At 71.1% G+C, this 17,633-nt stretch carries 20 protein-coding genes and 1 tRNA gene; 7 read left to right on the top strand and 14 right to left on the bottom strand.

The window, feature by feature from the left end; translation table 11 throughout:
• Positions 1 to 3: 3 nt before the first annotated feature.
• The 6 genes from BLT76_RS14410 to BLT76_RS14385 all read right to left on the bottom strand — a co-directional run bounded on the left by BLT76_RS14410 (position 4) and on the right by BLT76_RS14385 (position 5,239).
• On the bottom strand, positions 4 to 831 hold the full coding sequence (locus tag BLT76_RS14410; protein WP_090857245.1) for an MlaE family ABC transporter permease: 828 nt from the start codon (positions 829 to 831) through the stop codon (positions 4 to 6).
• Positions 832 to 835: 4 nt separating this feature from the next.
• Positions 836 to 1,621 (bottom strand): MlaE family ABC transporter permease, encoded by a 786-nt coding sequence (locus BLT76_RS14405; protein ID WP_090857242.1) that lies wholly within the window; start codon positions 1,619 to 1,621, stop codon positions 836 to 838.
• Between the two features lie 8 nt (positions 1,622 to 1,629).
• Positions 1,630 to 2,583 carry an ABC transporter ATP-binding protein gene (locus BLT76_RS14400; protein WP_090857239.1) on the bottom strand — a complete coding sequence of 318 codons (954 nt, stop codon included), beginning with the start codon at positions 2,581 to 2,583 and terminating at the stop codon, positions 1,630 to 1,632.
• Positions 2,584 to 2,946: 363 nt separating this feature from the next.
• Complete coding sequence (rplL, locus tag BLT76_RS14395) at positions 2,947 to 3,339, bottom strand: 50S ribosomal protein L7/L12 (RefSeq protein WP_090857237.1); 393 nt, start codon at positions 3,337 to 3,339, stop codon at positions 2,947 to 2,949.
• Between the two features lie 80 nt (positions 3,340 to 3,419).
• Positions 3,420 to 4,061 (bottom strand): 50S ribosomal protein L10, encoded by a 642-nt coding sequence (gene rplJ, locus BLT76_RS14390; protein WP_090857234.1) that lies wholly within the window; start codon positions 4,059 to 4,061, stop codon positions 3,420 to 3,422.
• Between the two features lie 239 nt (positions 4,062 to 4,300).
• Positions 4,301 to 5,239, bottom strand: a complete 939-nt coding sequence (locus tag BLT76_RS14385) for a D-2-hydroxyacid dehydrogenase family protein (protein WP_170867068.1) — start codon at positions 5,237 to 5,239, stop codon at positions 4,301 to 4,303.
• 315 nt (positions 5,240 to 5,554) lie between these two features.
• Between BLT76_RS14385 and BLT76_RS26370 the strand changes: the two genes are divergently transcribed.
• A complete protein-coding gene (locus tag BLT76_RS26370; RefSeq protein WP_090857231.1) occupies positions 5,555 to 7,063 on the top strand; it encodes a helix-turn-helix domain-containing protein in 1,509 nt (502 codons plus the stop codon).
• A 100-nt stretch (positions 7,064 to 7,163) separates the two neighbouring features.
• Here the strand turns inward: BLT76_RS26370 and rplA are convergent, their stop codons facing one another.
• The 5 genes from rplA to BLT76_RS14355 form a co-directional block, all read right to left on the bottom strand.
• Positions 7,164 to 7,877, bottom strand: coding sequence for a 50S ribosomal protein L1 (rplA, locus tag BLT76_RS14375; RefSeq protein ID WP_090857228.1), 714 nt, complete (start codon positions 7,875 to 7,877; stop codon positions 7,164 to 7,166).
• A gap of 92 nt (positions 7,878 to 7,969) precedes the next feature.
• Positions 7,970 to 8,398 carry a 50S ribosomal protein L11 gene (gene rplK / locus BLT76_RS14370; protein ID WP_090857225.1) on the bottom strand — a complete coding sequence of 143 codons (429 nt, stop codon included), beginning with the start codon at positions 8,396 to 8,398 and terminating at the stop codon, positions 7,970 to 7,972.
• 268 nt (positions 8,399 to 8,666) lie between these two features.
• Positions 8,667 to 9,560, bottom strand: coding sequence for a transcription termination/antitermination protein NusG (gene nusG, locus BLT76_RS14365; RefSeq protein WP_244509413.1), 894 nt, complete (start codon positions 9,558 to 9,560; stop codon positions 8,667 to 8,669).
• Between the two features lie 79 nt (positions 9,561 to 9,639).
• Complete coding sequence (gene secE, locus BLT76_RS14360; protein WP_170867066.1) at positions 9,640 to 9,900, bottom strand: preprotein translocase subunit SecE; 261 nt, start codon at positions 9,898 to 9,900, stop codon at positions 9,640 to 9,642.
• Positions 9,901 to 9,953: 53 nt separating this feature from the next.
• Positions 9,954 to 10,026: transfer RNA gene (locus tag BLT76_RS14355), tRNA-Trp, on the bottom strand.
• A gap of 262 nt (positions 10,027 to 10,288) precedes the next feature.
• Between BLT76_RS14355 and BLT76_RS14350 the strand changes: the two genes are divergently transcribed.
• The 6 genes from BLT76_RS14350 (at position 10,289) to BLT76_RS26180 (ending at position 15,736) form a co-directional block, all read left to right on the top strand.
• On the top strand, positions 10,289 to 11,200 hold the full coding sequence (locus BLT76_RS14350; RefSeq protein WP_090857219.1) for a MetQ/NlpA family ABC transporter substrate-binding protein: 912 nt from the start codon (positions 10,289 to 10,291) through the stop codon (positions 11,198 to 11,200).
• Positions 11,201 to 11,302: 102 nt separating this feature from the next.
• Complete coding sequence (locus BLT76_RS14345; protein ID WP_090857216.1) at positions 11,303 to 12,334, top strand: methionine ABC transporter ATP-binding protein; 1,032 nt, start codon at positions 11,303 to 11,305, stop codon at positions 12,332 to 12,334.
• On the top strand, positions 12,334 to 13,002 hold the full coding sequence (locus BLT76_RS14340; protein ID WP_090857212.1) for a methionine ABC transporter permease: 669 nt from the start codon (positions 12,334 to 12,336) through the stop codon (positions 13,000 to 13,002). The genes BLT76_RS14345 and BLT76_RS14340 overlap by 1 nt, the downstream gene beginning before the upstream one ends.
• Positions 13,003 to 13,028: 26 nt before the next feature.
• Positions 13,029 to 14,243 (top strand): pyridoxal phosphate-dependent aminotransferase, encoded by a 1,215-nt coding sequence (locus BLT76_RS14335; RefSeq protein WP_090857564.1) that lies wholly within the window; start codon positions 13,029 to 13,031, stop codon positions 14,241 to 14,243.
• Positions 14,244 to 15,275, top strand: coding sequence for an adenosine deaminase (locus BLT76_RS14330; protein WP_090857209.1), 1,032 nt, complete (start codon positions 14,244 to 14,246; stop codon positions 15,273 to 15,275).
• On the top strand, positions 15,272 to 15,736 hold the full coding sequence (locus BLT76_RS26180; protein ID WP_090857205.1) for a DUF4190 domain-containing protein: 465 nt from the start codon (positions 15,272 to 15,274) through the stop codon (positions 15,734 to 15,736). Before BLT76_RS14330 ends, BLT76_RS26180 begins: the two co-directional genes overlap by 4 nt.
• Positions 15,737 to 15,744: 8 nt before the next feature.
• Here BLT76_RS26180 and BLT76_RS14320 read toward each other — a convergent pair whose 3' ends face one another.
• The 3 genes from BLT76_RS14320 to BLT76_RS14310 are packed head-to-tail and all read right to left on the bottom strand — an operon-like array spanning position 15,745 to position 17,547.
• Positions 15,745 to 16,773 (bottom strand): UDP-N-acetylmuramate dehydrogenase, encoded by a 1,029-nt coding sequence (locus BLT76_RS14320; protein ID WP_090857202.1) that lies wholly within the window; start codon positions 16,771 to 16,773, stop codon positions 15,745 to 15,747.
• Positions 16,766 to 17,149, bottom strand: coding sequence for a MaoC/PaaZ C-terminal domain-containing protein (locus BLT76_RS14315; protein WP_090857200.1), 384 nt, complete (start codon positions 17,147 to 17,149; stop codon positions 16,766 to 16,768). Before BLT76_RS14315 ends, BLT76_RS14320 begins: the two co-directional genes overlap by 8 nt.
• Positions 17,146 to 17,547, bottom strand: coding sequence for an FAS1-like dehydratase domain-containing protein (locus BLT76_RS14310; RefSeq protein ID WP_090857197.1), 402 nt, complete (start codon positions 17,545 to 17,547; stop codon positions 17,146 to 17,148). Before BLT76_RS14310 ends, BLT76_RS14315 begins: the two co-directional genes overlap by 4 nt.
• Between the last annotated feature and the right edge of the window lie 86 nt (positions 17,548 to 17,633).

Below are 17,633 nucleotides of genomic sequence, written 5' to 3'. Positions count from 1 at the left end.
CCCTCACCCCGCCAATCGCACGGTGGTGGACGTGCCCCAGATCGCCATGGACAGGAACAGGTCGATGACGTTGATGGCGACGATGCTGGTGCGCACCGCGCGACCGACGGCGACGCCGACTCCCGCAGGACCGCCGGAGGCGGTGTAGCCGTGGTAGCAGTGGATCAGGATCACCACGACCGCGAAGACCAGCACCTTGCCGAACGACCACAGCACGTCGCCGGGTGGCAGGAACTGGTTGAAGTAGTGGTCGTAGGTGCCCGACGACTGGCCGTAGAACTGGGTGACCACCAGTCGGCTGGCGAAGTACGACGACAGCAGCCCCACGACGTACAGCGGGATGATCGCGATCAGCCCGCCGATGACCCGGGTCGCGACCAGGAAGGGCATCGAGGGGATGGCCATCACCTCGAGGGCGTCGACCTCCTCGGAGATCCGCATCGCGCCGAGCTGGGCGGTGAAGCCGCAGCCGACCGTGGCGGCCAGGGCGATGCCGGCGACCAGCGGGGCGATCTCGCGGGTGTTGAAGTAGGCCGACACGAAGCCGGAGAACGCGGCCGTGCCGAGCTGGTTGAGCGCGGCGTACCCGGACAGGCCGACCTGGGCGCCGGTGAAGAAGGTCATGCCGATGATGACGCCGATGGTGCCGCCGATGACGGCGAGCGCGCCGGAGCCCAGAGTGACCTCGGCGAGGATCCGGAGGATCTCGCGCGGGTAGCGGGCGACCGAGCGCGGCAGGGCGCGCAGGACGCGCAGGTAGAACCGGAGCTGCTCCCCGAGGGTGTCGAGGGCGCCCAGCGGCCGCTGGTAGACGCTGCGGATGTTGGCCATCGCGTCAGCCTGTCTTCGGGGGGACGATTTGGAGGTAGAGCGCGCTCAGCACGAAGTTGACGACGAACAGCAACAGGAAGGTGATGACCACCGACTCGTTGACGGCGTCGCCGACGCCCTTCGGTCCGCCGGCCGCGTTCATGCCCTTGTAGGCCGCCACGACGGCGGCGATCATCCCGAAGATCAGCGCCTTCAGCAGGCCGATCCACAGGTCGGGGAGCTGGGCGAGCGCGGTGAAGCTCGCGATGTAGGCGCCCGGGGTGCCGTCCTGGAGGATCACGTTGAAGACGTAGCCGCCGGACACGCCGACCACGCTGACCATGCCGTTGAGGAAGAACGCGACGAGCATGCACGCCAGCACGCGCGGGACGACGAGCCGCTGGATCGGGTCGATGCCCAGCACCATCATCGCGTCGAGCTCCTCGCGGATCCGGCGCGCACCGAGGTCGGCGGCGATGGCCGAGCCGCCGGCACCGGCGATTAGCAGGGCGGTCGCGATCGGGCCGGCCTGCTGGATCACCGCGAGGACCGAGGCCGAGCCGGTGAACGACTGGGCCCCGAACTGCCGGATCAGGCCGCCGACCTGTAGCGCGATGACCGCGCCGAACGGGATCGCGACCAACGCCGTCGGGATGATCGTGACCGAGGCGATGAACCAGGCCTGCTGCAGGAACTCCCGCAGCTGGAACGGACGCCGGAACAGGGCGCGGCCGACGTCGAGGGCGAAGGCGAAGAGCTTGCCTGCCGTCCCGACCGGCGCGAGGAACCGGGTCGCGGTGATCGATGCCATCGAGCGGATCAGCTGCCCGTGACCATGGACATGTTCTCCTCGAACGAGCCGGGCGGCGGGGTGATGCCGTTCTCCCGGCACCACGAGCCGGGCTCGCGCTGCGAGCGCCGGGCGATGCCGTTGGACGGCTCCAGCTGCATCGGGATCGGCGGCAGCGGCGGGAGCTCCTGCCCCTCCTCGGCCGCGAGCTCGTCGGCGTCCTTCTCCTCCGACATGCCGATCGGGCCGACCCGCTGGGCGTTGAGGAACTGGCGCACGACCGGCTCCTCGGAGCTGAGCAGCATCTCGCGCGGGCCGAACATGGCCAGGTGCCGGTGGTAGAGCAGCCCGATGTTGTCGGGCACGGTGCGCGCGGTGTTGATGTCGTGGGTGACGATCAGGAACGTCGCGTCGATCTGGGCGTTCAGGTCGACGATCAGCTGGTTGAGGAAGGCCGTGCGGACGGGGTCGAGGCCGGAGTCGGGCTCGTCGAAGAGCACGATCTCGGGGTCGAGGACCAGGGCCCGGGCCAGGCCGGCGCGCTTGCGCATGCCGCCCGAGATCTCGCCGGGGAGCTTGTCCTCGGCGCCGACGAGGCCGACCAGGTCCATCTTCTCCATGACGATGTCGCGGACCTCGGACTCGGACTTCTTGGTGTGCTCACGCAGCGGGAAGGCGACGTTGTCGTAGAGGTTCATCGAGCCGAACATGGCACCGTCCTGGAACAGCACGCCGAACAGCTTGCGGATCTCGTAGAGGTCCTTCTCGGAGCAGGTCGCGATGTCGGTGCCCTCGATGATGATCGAGCCCTTGTCGGGCTTCAGCAGGCCGATCAGCGTCTTCAGGAAGACCGACTTGCCCGTGCCCGAGGGACCGAGCATCACGCAGATCTCGCCCGCCGGGACGGTGAGGGTGACGTCCCCCCAGATCAGCTGCTTGCCGAACGACTTGCTCAGGTCGTCGACCTTGATCTCCACACCCATGCCCGTGACACCCTTCTGCGACCGTCGGTCCGAGAAAACCGGCCACTGCTCCCGACGCACGTTCGGTGAACGCACGTCCCACTGACCGGTAACAACGGAAGTACGGCGGCGAGGTTACGCCGCCCTGTGCCGGACGTCACGGGCTTGACACGAGCCGAGATCTCGGTCGGCACCCATCACGACCTGCGAAAACTTCCGCTGGGACCGGACCAACGATGCGTGTGTGCCCGCGTGGCGTAGGTCTCAAACTCGGGCGGTCGAGGGCTGGAACGCAGCAGGGGCGGCCACCCGGTCGAACGGGTGGCCGCCCCTGGCGGCGATGCGGCTGGATCAGCCGATCAGGTGGTGCTCAGTGGTGCAAGGTCACTTCAGGGTGACGCTGGCCCCGGCGCCCTCGAGGGCCTCCTTGGCCTTGTCCGCGGTGGCCTTGTCGACCTTCTCGAGGATCGCCTTGGGGGCGGACTCGACGAGGTCCTTGGCCTCCTTCAGGCCGAGGGACGTGAGCGCGCGCACCTCCTTGATGACGTTGATCTTCTTGTCACCAGCGGCCTCGAGGACGACGTCGAACTCGTCCTGCGCGGCGGCCTCGTCGGCACCGCCAGCGGCACCGCCGGCGGCGGGAGCGGCGGCCACGGCGACCGGGGCGGCGGCGGTGACGCCGAAGGTCTCCTCGAACTGCTTCACGAACTCGGAGAGCTCGATCAGGGTCATCTCCTTGAAGGCGTCAAGGAGCTCGTCGGTGCTGAGCTTCGCCATGGTGGCGTTCCTTCCATTCGGTGGCCGGGGCCGCGGTCGCGGTCCGGCCGGGTTTCAGGTGGTGGTGTGGACACCGAGGCTCACGCCTCGGCGGTCTCCTCGTCAGAGGCGGCCTCGGCGGCGGGCTCCTCGGCGGGAGCCTCCTCCTCGGCGGGAGCCTCGTCAGCGGCGGCCGGCGTACCAGCACCACCTGCGAGGATCGAGGGGTCCTCCTCGGCCTTCGCCTGCAGGGCGCCGGCGAGCCGGGCAGCCTGTGCGAGCGGGGCGTTGAGGAGGTAGACGGCCTGGCTCAGCGAGGCGAGCATGGCGCCCGCCAGCTTGCCCAGGAGTACCTCGCGCGACTCCAGATCGGCCAGCTTGGCGATCTGCGAGGCGTCGAGGATGTTGCCGTCCAGGACTCCACCCTTGATGACCAGGGTGGGGTTGGCCTTGGCAAAGTCACGCAGACCCTTGGCCGCCTCGACGACGTCGCCCTGGATGAAGGCGATCGCGGTCGGGCCGGTCAGCAGGTCGTCGAAGCCGGAGATGCCCACCTGGTTGGCGGCGATCTTGGCCAGCGTGTTCTTGACCACGGCGTAGTTGGCGTTCTCACCGAGGGAGCGTCGGAGGTCCTGCAGCTCCTTGACGGTGAGACCGCGGTACTCGGTCAGCACGGCGCCAGCGGCGTCGTTGAAGGACTCAACGATCTCCGCGACGGCGGCGTTCCTGTCTGCCCGCGCCATGGGTCTCCTTCCGGACTGGGAGACCACCGCACAGCGCCTGAGAAATGACGAACGCCCCGAGCGCAGGCTCAGGGCGTGGACACGACGGATCGTGAAGCTTGCTCTGTCCCCTGCGCAGGCCGTCCGCGTCTCGCGGAACCTTCGGTCACCCTGCATGCACAGGCCGACCACCGGCGGTCTCTGGTTTCAACAGGGAACTGTACGGCGGTCGCGGACGATCGGCCAAATCCGCCGGACGCTCAGGTCAGCAGCCGGACCGGCTCGCCGCCCAGCCACGCGGCCACGTCCTCGACGGCCTGCGTGAAGAAGCGGCGGTAGTTGTCCTGCGTCACGTAGCCGAGGTGCGGGGTGGCCAGCACGCGCGGATGGTCCCGGAAGGGGTCGCCGGCCGGCAGCGGCTCGACGTCGTACACGTCGAGGGCGGCGCCGGCGAGCGTCCCGGCGTCGAGGGCCCGCCGCAGCGCGGCGGTGTCGACCAGCCCGGCCCGCGACGTGTTCACGAGGTACGCCGACGCCCGCAGCAGCCCGAGCTCGCGCGCGCCGACGATCCCGCGGGTGGCCCCGGCGAGCACCAGGTGGATCGACAGGACGTCGGCCGTCGCGAACAGCTCGTCGCGCCCCACCAGTCGGGCGCCCCCGGCGGTGGCCCGCTCCCCGGTGAGGTGCGGGCTCCAGGCCACGACGTCCATCTCGAAGGCGGTCGCGACGCGCGCCACCCGGGAGCCGATGGCGCCCAGTCCGAGCAGGCCGAGGGTGCGGCCGGCGAGGTCGGCGCCGACGGTGGTCTGCCAGCCGCCGGCGGCGAGCGAGCGGCTCTCGGGTCCGACCTGGCGGAGCAGGCCGAGCAGCAGCGCCCAGGTCAGCTCGGCGGTCGAGGTCTTCGACGAGGCGGTGCCGCACACGGGGATCCCCCGCTCGCGGCAGGCGTCGAGGTCGATCGAGGCGTTGCGCATCCCGGTCGTGACGACCAACCGCAGGTCGGGCAGCCGGTCGAGCAGGTCGCGGCCGAGCGGGGTCCGCTCGCGCATCAGCACGACCACCTCGGCCCCCGCGAGCGCGGCGGCGGTGGCGTCGGGATCGAGGTGCTCGCGCACCACCTGGACCGTCACGGGCAGCGTCGACCAGTCGGCGTACGACGCGGCCACGCCCTGGTAGTCGTCGAGGATGACGCACAGCATGACGCCATCCTCCCCCGTCGAGCTACCAGGGCGCGGGTCCTCGCCGGGCCACCGGCCGTCCGCCCGTGGCGGGTCCGCCGCTGAGCGGGTGCCGCACCCGCCCCCATGAGCGAGTACGGCGCCACCCGGGTCGACCGAGCCGCCGGCGCCTCGCACGTGCTCCTCCCCACGGGACACGGGCCAGGACCCAGCGCGGGGCCCAGGTTTCCCGACCCGGTCGGCCCGAACGCCCGCGGACGGTAGATTTCACCCCCGCCGGACCGCGTCTCACCCCGGCCTCACCCCACCAGCCGCGGGAAGGACCCGGAGCGACCGATGGCCGAGGACGAGTTCCTGGCGGCCTGCGCCGCGCAGGACTGGCCGCGGGCGCTCACGCTGGTCGACCAGGGCTGGACCCGGCTGGTCTTCGCGGAGGACACCTACCGCGCGGTGTTCGCGCTGCTCGCCGAGGCGCCGGAGGACGAGGTACGCCGGCACCCGCGGGCCACGCTGATGGCCGAGAGCATCGGCCGCCTCGCACCCGGCGCCGCCCGGGTGCTGCTGCCCGACGACGCCCAGGTGGACGCGACCGTGCGCGCCGGCCGCGCGCGCGAGCACGTCGAGCTGGCGATCCTCGGCATGGTCGCCCGCCGCGCGGCCGGTCTCCCCCAGGAGGCCCTGGAGCTCGCGCAGGCCTCGCTCCCGCTGCTGCGGGCGACCACCCGCACCCGGTTCTCGCCGGCGGCCGACCTGGCGTCGTACTGGCACCTGCAGGCGGCCCAGGCCGCCCTGCACGCCGGGGAGCTCGACCAGGCCCGCCGGCACGTCGAGCAGTGCTGGGCCTTCCGCGCCGACGACGTGACGGGGTACGCCGCCACCTCGGGCGCCCCGTTCGGCGTCCTGCTCGCGGCCCTGGCGGGAGACGCCGCCGGGCAGGCCCGCTGGCAGCGCGAGGTCGACGCGCTCGCCGAGCGCGGCCGCACCCTCATCGAGTGGGAGACCATGGAGCGCCCGGCCCTGGTCGCGGCCCTGCTGAGCGCCGTCGACCGGCTCGACGTCACCACCGCGGCGCCGCTCGCCGAAGCCCTGGTCCCCCAGCTGGCCTTCGACGAGCTGTGGCCGATCACCCTGGTCGCGATCGTGCGGCACCTGGTCGACACCGACGCGACCGAGCGGGCCGCCGACCTGGTCGCCACCACGACCGGGCGGCACCCGACACCGGCGGTCGACGGGTCGATCCACACGTCGTTCACCGCGCTCGCCCGCGCCGAGATCGCCCGGGCGCGGGGCCGGTCCGGCCCGCTGTCCCGGCTGCTCGCCGAGACCCCGATGCCCGCCCTGGGCGCCCTGCAGCCGGTCCACCTCGCCCTGCTGGGCGACGACCGGCCCTCGGCGCGCCGACTGGCCGCGGAGGCCGAGCACGGAGCATCCGACCAGCGGGTACGCCGGGAGAGCCGGCTGGTCGGGCTGGCGCTCGCGGACGAGCCGCCTCCCGCCGACCGCCCCGTCCTGCCGGACGAGCTGCGACGGACCGCCGCACTGCTCACGCCCGCGCTGAACGACCGGCTGCGGTCGTCGTACGACGGGGTGCCGGAGGCGCGCGCGGTGCCGGTGTCGACGGAGCCCGTGGTCCGGCTCACGCCGGCGGAGGCGCGGGTGCTCGCGGCGCTCGACGGACCCGCCTCCCTGCCGGAGGTCGCGGAGCGGCTCTACGTCAGCCGCAACACCCTGAAGACCCACCTGCGCAGCCTCTACGCGAAGCTCGGCGCCTCGTCCCGTCCCGAGGCGCTCGCCCGGGCCGGCCGGCTGGGGCTGCTCGGGAACGACGAAGGCCCGCCACCCTGACGGGTGGCGGGCCTTCGACTGATGTTCTGGTTGAGCTCGCCGGGTCTCGATGCGCTCCGCTACTCGACCACCGACGATCGCATCCGCTGCGCGGCTGCGATCAGGCCTCGTCCTCGACCGCGACGTTCTTGGTGCGGTTGGGGTCGACCTGGACGCCGGGGCCCATGGTCGTGGAGACGGTGACCTTCTTGATGTAGCGGCCCTTGGAGCTGGCGGGCTTGAGCCGCAGCACCTCCTCGAGCGCCGCGGCGTAGTTCTCCGCGAGCTGGACCTCGGCGAACGAGGCCTTGCCGATGATGAAGTGCAGGTTCGCGTGCCGGTCGACCCGGAACTCGATCTTGCCGCCCTTGATGTCGGTCACGGCCTTGGCCGGGTCCGGGGTGACGGTGCCGGTCTTCGGGTTCGGCATCAGGCCACGGGGACCGAGCACGCGGCCGAGGCGGCCGACCTTGCCCATCAGGTCCGGGGTCGCGACGACGGCGTCGAAGTCGAGGTAGCCACCGGCCACCTTGTCGATGAGCTCGTCGCCACCGACCTCGTCGGCACCGGCGTCGAGGGCGGCCTGCGCCTTGTCGCCGACGGCGAACACGAGGACGCGGGCGGTCTTGCCCGTGCCGTGCGGGAGGTTGACCGTGCCGCGGACCATCTGGTCGGCCTTGCGCGGGTCGACACCGAGGCGCATGACGACGTCGACGGTCTCGTCGAACTTCTTCTTGCTGGCGGTCTTGGCGATCTTGATCGCGGACAGCGGGGCGTAGAGCTCGTCCTTGTCGAACTGCTCCGCGGCCGCGCGGTAGGTCTTGCTGCGCTGCATGTCTGGTTCTCTCGTTTCTTCAGTGCCAGTCGTGGTCTAGGTGAGCCAGCGCGGCTCTGCCACAGGGGGCCGGATGGGTGAGCCCGGGGCTCTCAGTCGGTGGTGACGCCCATGGAGCGGGCGGTGCCCTCGACGATCTTCATCGCGGCGTCGATGTCGTTGGCGTTGAGGTCGGGCAGCTTGGTCTGCGCGATCTCGCGGATCTGGTCCTTGGTCAGCTTGCCGACCTTGTCCTTGTGCGGGACGCCCGAGCCCTTCTGGAGGCCGGCGGCCTTCTTGATCAGCTCGGCGGCCGGCGGGGTCTTCGTGATGAAGGTGAAGGACCGGTCCTCGTAGATGGTGATCTCGACGGGGATCACGTTGCCGCGCATGGCCTCGGTCTGGGCGTTGTACGCCTTGCAGAAGTCCATGATGTTCACGCCGTGCGGACCGAGGGCGGTACCGACCGGCGGGGCCGGCGTCGCGGCACCGGCCTGCAGCTGCACCTTGACCAGCGCAGCGATCTTCTTCTTGGGAGGCATGTTGCTTCTCTTTCTGTTCCGTGGTCATGACGAGGACGTCGTACGACGGCCTCTGCCACCTGCTGTTGCTCGGTCGCGCCGGGCAACCGGTCTATTGTGCGAGCCCGAGTCGCGTGGTGGCGAATCGAGCCGGAGGTGCTTGCGCGAACTGGATCATGGTCTCGATACGCGCCACCCGTTCCTTCGCTTCGCTCAGGTCCGCGTCGGCGCTACTCGACCTCCTCGGCTGTCCTGCCCCTCGCAAGCTCGGGGCAGGGCCTCGGACCTCTCAGACTCGCTGAATTTGCGAGAACGAGAGCTCGACCGGGGTCTCGCGGCCGAAGATCTCGACGAGCGCCTTGACCCGCTGCGACTCCGCGTTGATCTCGGTGATCGTGGCGTGCAGCGTGGCGAACGGACCGTCGACGACCATGACCGAGTCGGACACGTCGAAGTCGGCGACCTCGACCGGACGCTTGGTCGTCGTGCCGGCGGGCGCCGGGGTGCCGGCGGCGGAGGCGGCCGCAGCGGCCTCGGCCTCGGCCTGCGCGACCACGGCGGGCGCGAGCATGCTCTCGACCTCGCTCATGCTCAGCGGCACCGGCTGGTGACTGTGGCCGACGAAGCCGGTCACCGACGGCGTGTGGCGCACGGCGGACCAGGACTCGTCGGTGAGGTCCATGCGGACCAGGACGTAGCCGGGGAGCACGGTGCGCTTGACCATCTTGCGCTGACCGTTCTTGATCTCCGCGACCTCCTCGGTGGGGACCACGATCTCGTGGATGTAGTCCTCCATGTTGAGGGAGATGATGCGGTTCTCCAGGTTCGACTTCACCCGGTTCTCCATGCCGGAGTAGGTGTGCACGACGAACCAGTCGCCCGGCTTGGCCCACAGCTCGCGGCGGAACGCCTCCAGCGGGTCCTCGTCGGCGGCCTCCTCGTCGGCGGCCTCCTCGTCGGCGGCCTCCGGCTCCTCGTCACCCTCGGCGAGGCTGAGGTCGTGGCTGGTCGCACCCTCGGCGTCGGTGTCGTCGAGACCCAGGGCCTCGTCGGTGTCCTCGTCGGTGACCTCGGCGTCCAGGCGCGGGTCGTCGTCGAGGATCTCCGGGCCGTCGTTCGGCTCGCCGTACTGGTCCTCGAGGGTGACCTCGGGCTCCTGCTGCTCCGACACGTGCTGCTCCATCACTTCGCTGTGCTCGTCGGTCCGGCAGGTCGCCGGTACCGGTGGACCGAGGCCCGCGGTCAGCCCGCGGGCGGCTCGATCACGTCTGGCCGGGCCCCGTGAAGATCGAGAACACGAGCTTTCCGAAGGCCAGGTCGAGCACCGAGACCAGCGCGATCATCACGACCACGAACACCATGACCACGAAGAAGTACGTGACCAGCTGTTCCTGGGTCGGGTACACGACCTTGCGGAGCTCCGCGACGACCTGTCGGTAGAACGTGGGGAGGCTGGTGCGCTTGTCGGCCTTGCTGTCGCGTGGACCGCGGACCGCCTTGCTGTCCGGCGTGCTGTCCGACACCGACGCCACCTCTCCTCGTTCGTTTCCGTCCGGCCGGTTGACCAGTTGTCCTGCAGGGCACGAGGGACTTGAACCCCCAACCTTCGGTTTTGGAGACCGATGCTCTGCCAGTTGAGCTAGTGCCCTCCGATGGGCTTTCCGGGCACGCCGAAGCATGTGGGAAATCCACCAGCACGGAAGTCTACGGGGTGGACCTCGACACAGTCCAAACCACCCGGGAATCCCGTCGGGTGGCCCGCCGTTGGGGCGGGTGCACCGGACCGACCGTCCGGCCCCTCCTGTCGAATCAATTGTTAGTTGATCGACTTTAGGTACTAATCTCTCACGACGCGGGCCACCGCCCGCACGTGAGTCATCCGGCCACCAGCCGGAACGGAAAGGATCCACCATGTCTGACCAGCTCGTCGAAGCACCCCGCTCGCGCACCGGCCTCTACGTCGTCGTCGGGGTCGTCGTCCTCGCGGTCGTCGCGGCCGTCGCGTTCTTCGCCCTCCGGGGCGGTGACGACGAGGACACCGTCGTGATCGGCGTCGTCGACGCCAGCGAGCCGTACTGGGACACCTACGTCGACGCCGCGGCCGACGAGGGCATCACGGTCGAGCTGAAGAACTTCGCCGACTACACCCAGCCCAACCCCGCGCTGAGCGAGGGCGACCTCGACCTCAACCAGTTCCAGCACATCGTCTACCTGGCCGGCTACAACGTCGACGCCGACGAGGACCTGGTGCCGATCGGCGCGACCGCGATCTACCCACTGGCGCTCTACTCGACCCAGTTCGACTCCGTCGAGGACATCCCGGACGGCTCGACCGTCGCCGTGCCCAACGACGACAGCAACCTGGCCCGCGGCCTGCTCGTGCTGCAGTCGGCCGGCCTGATCACCCTCGAGGGTGGCGGCTCGATCTACTCCACCCTCGACGAGATCGACGAGGAAGCCTCGCGCGTCAAGGTCACCGCCCTCGACGCCAACCTCACGCCGACCTCGCTGCCGGACGTCGCCGCGGCGATCATCAACAACGACTTCGTCGAGGACGCCGGCCTGACGTTCGAGGACGCCATCGCCCAGGACGACCCCGAGGACCCGAACGCGCTGCCCTACGTCAACATCTTCGCCGCCCGCGCGGAGGACCAGGACAACGAGACCTACCGCAAGCTGGTCGAGATCTACCAGACCAACGAGAAGGTCCAGGCGGGCGTGCAGGAGGCCTCCGGCAACACGGCCGTGCTGCTGAAGACCCCCGTCGCCGACCTCGAGGAGTCGCTGGCGCAGGTCGAGGAGGACACCCGCGCCCAGCAGTGATGCGCTGACCGCAGGACACCGGGTACGACGGGGGTGGGGCGCACCCTGCCCCCGTCGTACCGCTCCCGGACCATCCACCGCCCCACCCGAAGGACCCGCAGCATGCCCCTCGTCGAGATCCGCGACGTCCGCAAAGAGTTCCCCGCCCGCTCCCGAGGAGGCTCGCCGACGGTCGCCGTCGACGGCGTCGACCTCGACGTCGAGGCGGGTGAGATCTTCGGCATCGTCGGCTACTCCGGCGCCGGCAAGTCGACGCTCGTGCGGCTGGTGAACGCGCTCGAGCCCGCGACGTCGGGCTCGATCCGGGTCGACGGCACCGAGATCGTCGGGCTGGGCGAGCGCAGCCTGCAGCGGGTCCGCCGCGACATCGGCATGATCTTCCAGCAGTTCAACCTGATGAACTCGCGCACCGTCTACGGCAACATCGCCTTCCCGCTCCAGGTCGCCGGCGTCCCGAAGTCGGAGCACCGCAAGCGGATCTCCGAGCTGCTGCACTTCGTCGGTCTCGCCGACAAGGCGCTCGCCTACCCCGACCAGCTCTCCGGCGGCCAGAAGCAGCGGGTCGGCATCGCCCGCGCACTGGCCACCTCGCCGAAGCTGCTGCTGGCCGACGAGGCGACCAGCGCCCTCGACCCGGAGACCACCCAGGAGGTGCTGGCCCTGCTGAAGCAGGTCAACACCGAGCTCGGCATCACCATCGTGCTGATCACCCACGAGATGGAGGTGATCAAGACGATCGCCGACAAGGTCGCGGTGATGGAGGACGGCAAGGTCATCGAGCAGGGACCGGTCTTCGACCTCTTCTCCCGTCCGCAGCACCCCGCGACCCGCCGCTTCGTCTCCACCCTCGTCGCCGACCAGCCGCCCGAGCGGGCCCTGCAGGTGCTGCGGGAGCGGCACGACGGCCGGTTCGTGACGCTCGCCTTCCGCGACCCCGCCGTCCGCCAGTCTCAGGTGTTCGCCGAGCTGATCTCCCGCGACGTGGCGTTCGAGCTCGTCTACGGCGGCATCGAGGACATCCAGGGCGAGACCTTCGGCAACCTCACGCTGTCGCTGACCGGCGACCCGACGCAGGTCGAGGCGGCGCTGGGCGCCGTACGGGCCCTGGTCGACGTGCGGGAGGTGGCGGCCTGATGTTCGACGACACCCGTCTCCTCGACCTCACCGACCTGCTCCGCGAGGAGTTCTTCACCACCCTCTACATCGTCGGACTGACGCTGCTGGTCGGCGGCCTGCTCGGCCTGGCGCTGGGGCTGGCGCTCTCGACGACCCGGCGCGGCGGGCTGCTGGCCAACCGGCCGGTCTTCGTGGTGCTGAACCTGCTGGTCAACTTCTTCCGGCCGATCCCGTTCGTCATCTTCATCGGCGCCGTGCAGCCCTTCGCCCGCGTCGTGGTCGGCACGGGCATCGGCGAGAAGGCGATCATCTTCGCGATGACCCTGGCCGCGACGTTCGGCATCAGCCGGATCGTCGAGCAGAACCTGGTCAGCGTCGACCCCGGCGTGATCGAGGCTGCCCGCTCGATGGGGGCCGGGCGGCTGCGGATCGTGCTCACCGTGCTGCTGCCCGAGGCGCTCGGCCCGCTCATCCTGGGCTACACCTTCGTCGTGGTCGCGATCATCGACATGTCCGCGATCGCCGGGGCGATCGGGGCCGGCGGACTGGGCGCCTTCGCCCTCCAGTACGGCTGGCGGCAGTTCGACACGGTGGTCACCTGGACGACCGTGCTGATCATCGTGGCGCTCGTCCAGATCGCCCAGTTCGCCGGCAACGGCCTGGCGCGAAAGGTGATGCGTCGGTGACGAGGGCGGCCTCTACGATGGGCGCCATGACCTCTCCCGGAAGCCCTCGTGACCGTCGCGTGTCCCAGCGGATCGGCGCCATCGCCGAGTCCGCGACGCTCAAGGTGGATGCCAAGGCCAAGGCGCTGAAGGCGGAGGGCCGCCCGGTCGTCGGGTTCGGCGCCGGCGAGCCCGACTTCCCGACGCCCGGCTACATCGTCGAGGCGGCCGTCGAGGCGGCCCGCGACGCCAAGAACCACCGCTACACCCCGGCCGGCGGGCTGCCCGAGCTGAAGAAGGCCATCGTCGAGAAGACCCGCCGTGACAGCGGCCTCGTGATCGAGCCGGCCCAGGTGCTGGTCACGAACGGCGGCAAGCAGGCCATCTACGGCGCCTTCGCCGCGATGCTCGACCCGGGCGACGAGGTGATCGTGCCCGCGCCGTACTGGACCACCTACCCCGAGTCGATCGCGCTGGCCGGCGGCGTCCCGGTCGAGGTGCTGGCCGACGAGACCCAGGACTACAAGGTCACCGTCGAGCAGCTCGAGGCCGCGCGCACCGAGAAGACCAAGGTGCTGCTGTTCGTCTCGCCGTCGAACCCGACCGGCGCGGTCTACACCGCCGACGAGATCCGGGCCATCGGCGCCTGGGTCGAGGAGCACCAGCTGTGGGTGCTGACCGACGAGATCTACGAGCACCTCGTCTACGACGGCATCGAGACCGGCTCGCTGCCGGTGCTCTGCCCCGAGCTGGCCGACCACACCGTGATCGTCAACGGCGTCGCCAAGACCTACGCGATGACCGGCTGGCGGGTCGGCTGGGTCATCGGCCCGAAGGACATCGTCAAGGCCGCCACCAACCTGCAGTCGCACGCCACGTCCAACGTCGCCAACGTCTCCCAGCGCGCCGCCATCGCCGCGCTCGAGGGCGACCTGTCCGCGGTCGACGAGATGAAGGTCGCCTTCGACCGGCGCCGGCGCACGATCGTGTCGATGCTCAACGAGATCGACGGCGTCGTCTGCCCGCTGCCCGGCGGCGCGTTCTACGCCTACCCGTCGGTCAAGGGCCTGCTCGGCAAGGAGTACGGCGGCCGCGTGATCGAGACCTCCGCCGAGCTGTCCGAGTACATCCTCGACGAGGCCGAGGTGGCGATCGTGCCGGGCGAGGCGTTCGGGTCGCCGGGCTACCTGCGACTGTCCTACGCCCTCGGGGACGACGACATCGTCGAGGGGATCACCCGGCTGCAGAAGCTCTTCGGCTGAGTGAGGGACCTGCACGCACTGCCCAAGGCGCACCTGCACCTGCACTTCACGGGGTCGATGCGGCACCAGACCCTGCTCGAGCTCGCCGAGCGGGACGGCATCTCGCTGCCCGACCAGCTGGTGTCCGAGTGGCCGCCGACCCTCTCGGCGGCCGACGAGAAGGGCTGGTTCCGCTTCCAGCGGCTCTACGACGTCGCGCGCTCAGTGCTGCGCACCGAGGACGACGTACGACGGCTGGTGCTCGAGGCCGCCGAGGACGACGTGCGCGACGGCGGGCGGTGGCTGGAGATCCAGGTCGACCCGAGCGGGTACGGCGCCCGCTTCGGCGGGATCACCGCCTTCACCGACCTGGTGCTCGACGCCGTCCGGGAGGCGTCGGCGACGACCGGGCTCGGGATGGCGGTCGTGATCGCCGCCAACCGCACCCGGCACCCGCTCGACGCCCGCACCCTCGCCCGGCTCGCCGTCCAGTACGCCGGGCGGGGCGTGGTGGGCTTCGGGCTGTCCAACGACGAGCGCCGGGGCACCACGGCCGACTTCGCGGGCGCCTTCGCGATCGCCGAGCGGGCCGGGCTGGCCCTGGTGCCGCACGGCGGCGAGCTGCGCGGCCCCGAGCACGTCAGCACCTGCCTGGACACCCTGCACGCCGACCGGCTCGGCCACGGCGTCCGCTCGGCCGAGGACCCGGCGCTCCTCGACCGGATCGTCGCGGCCGGCGTGGCGCTCGAGGTCTGCCCGGTCTCCAACGTCGCGCTGGGCGTCTACTCCGACCTGACCTCGGTGCCGCTGCCTACCCTGCTGGCCGCCGGGGCCACGGTCGCGCTCGGCGCCGACGACCCGCTGCTGTTCGGCTCCCGGCTGGCCGGCCAGTACGCCACCATGCGGGCCGCGCACGACCTCTCCGATACGACCCTGGCCGAACTGGCCCGGATGTCGGTGCGGGCCTCGCGGGCCCCCGACGACGTCCGCGCCGGCGTGCTCCGCGAGATCGATGCCTGGGTCGCCGCTCCCTCGGGCACGATGTCCCCATGACCATCGGTCCCGAGCACCCCGACCACCCCGGGTACCAGCGCCGTCCCGACGAGCCCGCCCCGCAGCAGCCCGGCCAGCCCGGCCAGCCGCAGTGGCCCCAGTACAGCCAGCAGCAGCCCGGCTACGCCTACGGCTACACCCCGCCGATGGCGGCGCCGGTCCACCCGCAGGCCAACACCGCGCTGATCCTCGGCATCGTCGGCCTCGCCGGCACGTTCCTGTGCGGCGTCCTGGTCGTCCTCGGGCCGTTCGCCTGGTCGATGGGCGCGAAGGTCAAGCGTGAGATCGCCGCGAGCGGCGGGGCCTACCGCGGCGAGAGCGAGGCCAACACCGGCATGATCCTCGGGATCGTCACGACGGTGCTGCTCGTGCTGGCGATCCTGGCGATCATCGCGTTCGTGGTGCTGGTGCTCGCCGTCGACTCATCGCCGGACTACTCGACCGACTACTCCGGGACCTAGAGCTCCGGCTAGAGCACGCAGCCGACCAGCACCGGCTCGTTGACGAGCCGGATGCCGAACCGCGCCTCGACCCCGTCGCGGACCTCGCGGGCCAGGGCGAGCAGGTCGTCGGCGCTCGCCGAGCCGCGGTTGGTCAGGGCCAGCGGGTGCTTGGTGGAGAGCCGGGCCGGGCCCTCGCCGTACCCCTTGGCGAAGCCGGCGTGGTCGATCAGCCAGGCGGCGCTGGTCTTCACCGACCCGTCGGGCTGGGGCCACGCCGGCGCCCCCTCGGGTACGGCGCCCGCCGCGACGACCGGGTTGGTGAAGAAGGAGCCCGCGCTCCAGGTGTCGTGGTCCGCCGGGTCGAGCACCATGCCCTTGCCCCGGCGCAGGCCGAGGACCGCCGCGCGGACGTCGGCCAGCGGCGCCCGGGCACCGACCTCGACGCCGAGGGTCCGGGCGAGCTCGGCGTACGCGACGGGTGCGCCGAGGCTGCCCTGGCGGAGCTGGAAGGTGACGCTCAGGACGACGTGCCGGCCGGGGTCGGCCTTGAACCGGCTGTACCGGTAGCCGAAGCCGCAGTCGGCGGCCGCGAAGGTGCGCACGCCCCGCAGGCGGCGGTCCCAGACCCGCACGGAGGCGATGGTCTGGGCGACCTCCTGGCCGTAGGCGCCGACGTTCTGGATCGGGGTGGCGCCGACCGACCCGGGGATGCCGGAGAGGGCCTCCACGCCCACCCAGCCGCGTTCGACGGCGAGCGCCACCAGGTCGTCCCAGGTCTCGCCGGCGGCGACCGTCGCGAGCACCCCGCCGCAGGTCGGGTCGTCGTCCTCGACGTCGAGCTCGAGCCCGGTGGTCGCGACCTCCACCACGGTGCCGGGGAAGCCCTCGTCGGCGACCAGGAGGTTGCTGCCGCCCCCGAGCACCAGCACCGGCTCGCCGGCCATCTCCGCGGCCGTGACGGCCTCGGTGAGCTCGTCCTCGGTGGTGGCCCGGACGTAGCTGCCGGCCGCTCCCCCGACGCGCAGCGTGGTGTGGTCGGCGAGCAGTTCAGCCATCGGCGCGCACGACCGCCTTGGGCATGCCGAGGACCTTCTGGCCGGCGCTCGTGACGGTGAGGGCCACGGTGGTGAGCCCGTCCTCGCTGCTCTTCACCTCGCCCGCGACGACGACGTCGACGGCGCCCTCGGCAGGCACCACGACCGGGCTGGTGAACTTGCAGCCGAGGCTGACCACCTCGGCACCCGGGAACCAGGTCGCGACCGCGCGGGCGGCCAGCGCCATCGTGTACATGCCGTGAGCGATCACGCCGGGCAGGCCGACGCTGCGGGCGACGTCCTCGTCCTGGTGGATCGGGTTGTGGTCGCCGCTGGCCTCGGCGTACGCCACGAGGTCGGCGCGGGTGACGGCGTAGGTCTGGGTGTCGAGCGTCATGCCGCGGCCCCCCGGTGGACCAGGGTCGCGCTGGTCGCGCAGACCAGGGTGCCGTCGGCGTCGGTGACCTCGGAGGTGGTGCCGATGATGTCGTTGCCGGCGATCTGGCGCAGCGACGCGACGGTGAGCGTCGCGGTCAGCACGTCGCCGGGGACGACCGGCCGCTCGTAGGCGAACCGCTGCTCGCCGTGGACGATGCGGAACAGGTCGATGGCCTCGGCCTCGAGGAAGGCGTTCATCGCGTCGAAGGCCAGCACGATCGGGAAGGTGGCCGGCGCCGGGCCCCCGTCGTACGAGGAGCCGGTGGCCGCGGCGAAGGCGCGGACCCGCTCCTCGGAGACGGTGAGCGGGGCGGTCGGCGGGAAGACCCGTCCGACGAGCGAGGCATCGACTGGCATGCCGGTCAGCCTATCGACGGGGCGGGAACGCCGACGACCCGCCCGAGCCAGGCTCGGACGGGTCGTCGGGGAAGCGGAGACGCTGA

The sequence above is a fragment of the Nocardioides lianchengensis genome, from assembly GCF_900101465.1.
GTDB lineage: Bacteria > Actinomycetota > Actinomycetes > Propionibacteriales > Nocardioidaceae > Nocardioides > Nocardioides lianchengensis.
This window is presented reverse-complemented; position numbering and strand designations above follow the sequence as displayed.